Genomic DNA, 6,321 nt, shown 5'->3' with positions numbered 1-6,321 from the left:
TGCTTGACTCTTGTGGTTAAAAACAGGACATTTTAAATGGTTTATCGCATAGACATTTTAATTGGTGAATAACACAAAAAAAAGCCCAAATATGGGCTTTTTTTTAATTGTTATTAATGGCAATGATATCCTTCAGTTTGTGAGTTATGGCATCCTTGAGAATTAGTTCTTCCACTTGATGCAAATACTTGAGCAGTAACCAATGTCAGTAATAATACAACTGCAATTTTTTTCATTATTTAAAGTCTATTTAGGTTGAAAAATAGACTATACCTTATAAATCAAATAGCTTTCTATCCCGTTCATCCGTCAAATATCGATCCATTTGAGCAATCAATTTAGCTCTGGCCTGTTCATCTTCTTCGGTGATTTTCAGCATGCAGGATCCAATTAAAATCTTGCGTCTTGTATCATCCTTTCGCGCCTGTTCTTTCTCTTTGGCTTTTTCTCTTGCCAGTGCTGCTTGTCTTTGAGCTTTTAACTGTTTTAGCTTTTCTTCCTGGGCCTTAATCTTGCTGTCTAAATTTTCAGTAATGCTCATTAATCCAATACCATCATCCTGGGAAATCATCCCTAACATAAGCGCACTTGAATCTGCATTCAAGGTACTATATGTGTAGTAATGGTTTCCTCGAAGAGCGCACTTATGCAAACTTCGTTTGCAAGTCCGATTGGGGTATCCCCAATACCCCGACAACCGTATTCACGGTTGTATTTCACTTGGTGAAATTTTAAAGGCGAAAATCAGTCATGGCGATATATCACTTTTCAGTCAAAACCGTAGCACGATCAGCAGGGCGTTCCGCCACTGCTTCGATTGCCTATCGTGCCGCTGAAAAGATCTATTGCGAACGTGAAGGGAAAGAACATGACTACAGCCGAAAAACAGGGGTGGAACACAAAGAAATATTCCTACCAGATGGTGCACCGAGTCATTTAAAAAACCGGGAAAAACTCTGGAACGAAGTTGAACAGCGCGAGACCCGAAAAAACTCCACCGTAGCGCGAGAATTTGAAATTGCTTTTCCAAGTGAATTGAACCAGGAACAACGCCTGGCCATGCTCGAAGAGCTATGTTGTAACATCGTGGAAAGACACCAGGTCGCAGTCGATGCCTGTATCCATGCACCGCATACCGGATCTGGCAGTGATGAACGCAATTATCACGCACACATCCTGATGAGTACCCGCAAACTGACCCCGGAAGGCTTTACCGACAAAACCCGGGAACTGGATCAAAGACACAGTGGAGAAATTGAGCACTGGCGCGAACATTTCGCCGATATCTGCAACAGCCACCTGGAACTTGCCGGACACGCAGCCCGGGTCGATCACCGCAGCTACAAAGACCAGGAAGTTGGACTTGAAGCCACGCTGCATGAGGGACCGAAAGTCACCCAACTGCGCAGACAAGGCATTGAAACTGAAATCAGCCAAACGAACGATCAAATCAAACAAAGAAATGAAGCACAGCTGCAACATGGCAAAAACATGAACGATCTCATCGCCCAAAACGAGATCCAACTGCAGAAACTCAAAAAACAACAAAAGATCGAAGCCGAAAATAGCCCTAAAACGCCACCAGTTGACGAAAAAACCCTACTTCAACAAGAACAGAGGGAAATCCTCGACAAAGTATTAAAAGGCGACATAAGCGCAAAAGAGGCGAATCTAGACCTAGACTTTATGCAGCGTAATCTTGAAAAGGCAGAAAATATCCTCAGCAAACACCACAACCATCAAAATCAATTCAGACAAAAGCTGGCAGAAGACCTTATTCAAACCAAACTCAAAGAAAATCAAAGCCAACTCAAAAACTTGGTTGATCAATACAATGAACACAGCAACAACAAGCCGATGCTATTTGGAAAAAAAGTCTGGGAAGAGCAACAAAAACAGATCGGCAAAGAACATGCAGCACTCAAAGCTCAATACCAATCCATGGAAAAAGATGGCCTCAAGCGACTGTTAGGACAGGACAACTTCAAAGCACATGCCTGGAAAGAATACAAAAAGCAGCATCCAGACAAAGCCGAACAATACCAAAAGCTCGCCAAGCCCTACCAGGTCATCAAAAAATGTGTGGAAGAAATCAAACAGGAACAACGTAAACAACTGAAACCGCAGAAAGACAAAGAACAAGCACCTACTAAAACAATATCTCGGGATATGAGTCGATAAGCTCAAGCCCTCTTGAAGCAGAGTTAAACAATTTCAGTCACCGCCGATGTTACAGAGCGAGTGTCTACGAGCGAACTTACAAAATTCGCGCCTCGCCTCCCTGAAAAACTGTTTTTTACAGCATAAAAACGCTCAAAAACAGTGAATCAGATGAAGAAATTAGCGTCTAGGTCGAGCGTAGCGAGCAAAAATGCTCTATGAGCGAAGCGAATCCATTCTTGTTATTGCTTTTGACTTTGCTTTTATCAAGATTTGATTCATATCCGGTATGGACTAAAAAATTGCCCCTACGAACTGAGCGAAAGCGAAGTTCAATAGAGTTTGAGCGAAGCGAAAACATAGGGCAATTTTTCTTTGCTTGGGCTTTTAATTATTTTTAAAGTTTTTAAATGCTTTTAGATAGGCTGAATCCATTGTAAATAAAGGCTTCCTCTCTTTATAAGACGACACTTACCTTGCAATAAGACGACACTTACCTTGCAACAAGACGACACTTACCTTGCAACAAGACGACACTTACCTTGCATAAGACGACAAAATATATTAGTGTCGCTTTAACGACATAAAAAAACAATGCGCCATGAAAGAGCTGATAGTAAAAGATAATGCTTTAATTAATGCTAGTTACAATCTAGACCTAGTTGAACAACGTTTGATTCTTCTTGCGATTATGGAAGCTAGAGAAAGTGGGAAAGGTATTAATGCCAATGACCCCCTTACTGTTCATGCTGAAAGCTATATTAATCAATTCAACGTACATAGAAACACAGCTTACCAAGCCTTAAAAGATGCTTGTAAAGATCTATTTGCTCGTCAATTTAGCTATCAAGAACAACGCCCAAAAGGTATAGCAAATATCACTAGTAGATGGGTTTCACAAATTGCTTATATTGATAATACTGCAAGTGTTGAGCTTATATTTTCTCCTGCCATAATTCCTTTAATTACAAGGCTTGAGAAGCATTTCACAAGCTATGAAATGAAACAGATTAGCTATTTAAGTACTGGCTACGCTGTTCGTCTATATGAGATTTTGATTGCGTGGAGAAGTACAGGGAAAACGCCAATAATAGAATTGACTGAGTTTAGAAAACAGATCGGTGTACTAGATACTGAATACAACAGAATGCATGATTTTAAAAAACGTGTATTAGACCCTTCAATTAAGCAAATTAAAGAACATACAGATATTACAGTTGAAGTAGAACAACATAAAACAGGACGATTTATCACTGGCTTTTCATTCAGACTTAAACAAAAAAAATCTGCAAACAAGCAGCTGATCAACACCATAGATTCCAACACAGTAGATCTATTTTCTAAAATGACAGATGCTCAACGTCATATGTTTGCTAATAAGCTTTCAGAACTCACAGAAATGGGGAAATATTCACAAGGAACAGAAAGCTATCAACAGTTTGCAGTTCGCATTGCAGAAATGCTACAAGATCCTGATAATTTTAAAGAACTGTATCCCTATCTAAAAAAAGTGGGATATATGCCGGAGAATAAAAAGGATTTAGTAAATGGCTAAATTGTCGCTCAGCGAAGTATCAAAACGGTTTAATGTGAGTCGTTCAACAATTTATAGAGCAATTAAAGAAGGACGGATCTCAAGAAGTGCTGATAGTCTTTTTGATATAGCTGAAGTTATACGGTGCTTTGGTGAACCTGTATTGAAGTCTCAGGAAATCCAACCTAAAGAAATAAAAGATGATGCGGATTTACGTCAACTTGTCGACTTTATGAAGAGAGAAATTGAATCTTATAAAGATAGAGAACTACGTTATTTAGATCAAATTGATCGGTTTCAATTACTGCTAGGTCATAAAGAAGAAACTGAAAAAAAATCTCATGAAACACCAGTGGAACGTCCTAGCGATACACCACGAGACAATATCAATGAAACACCTGAAACCCTTATAAATAAAGAAATGAAACACAATGAGAAATCTCATGAAGCACCAGTGGAACGTCCTAGTACTATGTCATTGAAACAAGTTGAGACGCCTAATGAGACACCAGAAAAGAAAGGTTTTTGGAGTAGATTTTTCTTACCTAATGGCTAAATTTGGTCTCTAAAATACTTCTTTATATGAATGATCCATTAAAAAGCCCAGTTTTTACAAACTGGGCTTTTTAATGGATCGCAATATATTGTTATTACAGAAGTTATGCGGTGAATTTCGTATAAGGTGTATTATGTTAATTTTAGAATATCTATAAAAATATAAAATTAGTTCTTCTAGTCAATGAACTAAAAACAGATGTAAGTTACAAATAAATGGAATTGGAATAAGGACTTATAAAAATGAAAATTGATTTGAATAACTGGAAAATAATTAAAGATGTTTTTATTAAAGCGCAAAAAGCAAATATGCATGTAAATATTGCTAGCGTATCTATCGAGGGAATACCTAACATTACTCCAATAGGAACAGTTTTCTTGAATGATGATGGAACAGGTTTTCTGTTTGATTCATTTTCTCATCAATTAGCAGAAAATCTAAAACAAAATAAAAATGTTTGTATCTGTGCTGTGAACTCAAGCAAAGTTTTTTGGTTATCGTCATTCATTAAAGGGCAATTTAACTCTCATCCTGGTGTAAGACTCTATGGTGAGCTTGGGGATTTAAGACCTGCAACAGAACAAGAAAAATTAAAAGTAAATCTGCGTATTCAATCTTTAAAGTGGACGAAAGGCAGTAAATTAATTTGGTCTGATTTTACTCATGTTAGAGAGTTTAAGGTTAATAACTATAGATGGATAAAATATCCTAATATGATGGATCATTTAACATAATGGCGCTTATACGAAACGCCCTTGCAATAATTCTGTAATAACAGTCAGTTAGCTTAAAACAGAAAAACTCAAAAACCCTAAAAAGCCAGCTTGGACACAAGTTGGTTTTTTTTTAAACAAAATTGATAGATTTCGCCAATAAAATTGACCACTATTTACGCTTTTCAACTTGAGTGATACAAATATGTGATACATTATTGTATATACAAATTTGAATGTTTTTTATGGAACTGTATTTCGAATGGGATGAGGCAAAGAACCAAAAGAATCAGAAAAAACACGATGTATCTTTTGAAACGGCAAGCCTCATTTTTGATGATCCTTTAAGGATCTCCATCCAAGATAGACATACTAATGGTGAGGAACGTTGGCAAACCATTGGTATGGTCAAAGGTATACTGATGTTATTAGTTGCTCATACCATCTTTGATGAAGATGACTGTGAAATCATACGAATCATTAGTGCAAGGGAAGTAACCAAAGCGGAGCGCAATCAATATGAGCATGGTTAGATACACACGCAAAGAACTGAATGAAAATTTCAGTGATAAGCAAGATGCTGAAATTAAACGCTTGCTTGCTAAGGGAACTGTACCAGATGATCAACTAGACTTATCTGATATTCCTGAAATTACAGACTGGAGCAATGCTGTTCGTCATGGGCAATTTTATCGTCCAGTGAAGCAACAAACCTCTGTTCGCCTTGATGCTGATGTACTGGCATGGTTAAAAGATCAAGGTAAGGGCTATCAGACACGTATGAATAAAATTTTAAGAGAAGCAATGTTAAAAGATTTAAAAAATCATTAATAAAAAATGGGAGCGATAAGCTCCCATTTTTGACTTCGCATAACGTGCATTATGTTACTTGTAGAAAAACTTAACTTAATGCTTTGATTTAACCCTTAGTTCATCACAACTATATTGATCTAAATAGGAGCTATCTTTGTTTACTAAATAAGATTCAGTCTTAGAAATATCTCTACCTTTACTTTGTAGAAAATACTTGGCAGCATCTTCTCGCCGTTGAGCAATATAAAATATCAGTGAGCAAGGCCTGTCTCATCTTTCAAGTTAGTCAAACCTGCTATCGTTATATGGCTCAATTAAAAGAGCAGAATATGATCATTGCAGATTGGTTGATTAAGCTCACCAATGAGAATAAGACTTGGGGCTTTAAACTTTGCTTTTTGTACCTGCGCAATGTCAAAGGTAACCCTTGGAACCACAAACGCGTATATCGAATTTATAAGGAGCTTGAGCTTAATTTAAGAATTAAACCCAACAAACGTATTAAGCGAGAACAACCTGAACCGCTTGCAGTACCTACTGCTAAG

Annotated in this window: 8 protein-coding genes and 1 pseudogene; 7 read left to right on the top strand and 2 right to left on the bottom strand. The window is 37.4% G+C overall.

Annotated elements, in window-relative coordinates; translation table 11 throughout:
- Positions 1-113: 113 nt before the first annotated feature.
- Entirely contained in the window at positions 114-236 is a 123-nt protein-coding gene (locus tag SE27_RS14290; RefSeq protein WP_148308959.1) for a YHYH domain-containing protein, read from the bottom strand.
- A gap of 38 nt (positions 237-274) precedes the next feature.
- Complete coding sequence (locus SE27_RS13380) at positions 275-541, bottom strand: mobilization protein (RefSeq protein WP_148308960.1); 267 nt, start codon at positions 539-541, stop codon at positions 275-277.
- Positions 542-750: 209 nt separating this feature from the next.
- Here SE27_RS13380 and mobQ point away from each other — a divergent pair, with 209 nt between their 5' ends.
- The 7 genes and pseudogenes from mobQ to SE27_RS13345 all read left to right on the top strand — a co-directional run.
- Positions 751-2,181 (top strand): MobQ family relaxase, encoded by a 1,431-nt coding sequence (gene mobQ, locus SE27_RS13375; RefSeq protein ID WP_039624386.1) that lies wholly within the window; start codon positions 751-753, stop codon positions 2,179-2,181.
- 580 nt (positions 2,182-2,761) lie between these two features.
- Positions 2,762-3,715 (top strand): replication initiation protein RepM, encoded by a 954-nt coding sequence (gene repM / locus SE27_RS13370; RefSeq protein ID WP_039624384.1) that lies wholly within the window; start codon positions 2,762-2,764, stop codon positions 3,713-3,715.
- Complete coding sequence (locus SE27_RS13365) at positions 3,708-4,250, top strand: plasmid replication DNA-binding protein (RefSeq protein ID WP_039624383.1); 543 nt, start codon at positions 3,708-3,710, stop codon at positions 4,248-4,250. Before repM ends, SE27_RS13365 begins: the two co-directional genes overlap by 8 nt.
- 242 nt (positions 4,251-4,492) lie before the next feature.
- Positions 4,493-4,984 (top strand): pyridoxamine 5'-phosphate oxidase family protein, encoded by a 492-nt coding sequence (locus SE27_RS13360; protein ID WP_039624381.1) that lies wholly within the window; start codon positions 4,493-4,495, stop codon positions 4,982-4,984.
- Between the two features lie 224 nt (positions 4,985-5,208).
- A complete protein-coding gene (locus SE27_RS13355; protein WP_039624379.1) occupies positions 5,209-5,496 on the top strand; it encodes a BrnT family toxin in 288 nt (95 codons plus the stop codon).
- Positions 5,483-5,794 carry a BrnA antitoxin family protein gene (locus SE27_RS13350; RefSeq protein ID WP_039624377.1) on the top strand — a complete coding sequence of 104 codons (312 nt, stop codon included), beginning with the start codon at positions 5,483-5,485 and terminating at the stop codon, positions 5,792-5,794. The genes SE27_RS13355 and SE27_RS13350 overlap by 14 nt, the downstream gene beginning before the upstream one ends.
- 212 nt (positions 5,795-6,006) lie before the next feature.
- Positions 6,007-6,321 (top strand): annotated as a pseudogene (locus SE27_RS13345) (IS3 family transposase); the annotation flags it as partial.

Origin of the sequence: Acinetobacter harbinensis (genome assembly GCF_000816495.1) — a bacterium.
Lineage (GTDB): Bacteria > Pseudomonadota > Gammaproteobacteria > Pseudomonadales > Moraxellaceae > Acinetobacter > Acinetobacter harbinensis.
Note: the sequence above shows the minus strand (reverse complement) of the source record. Positions and strands in the feature narration are given on the sequence as shown.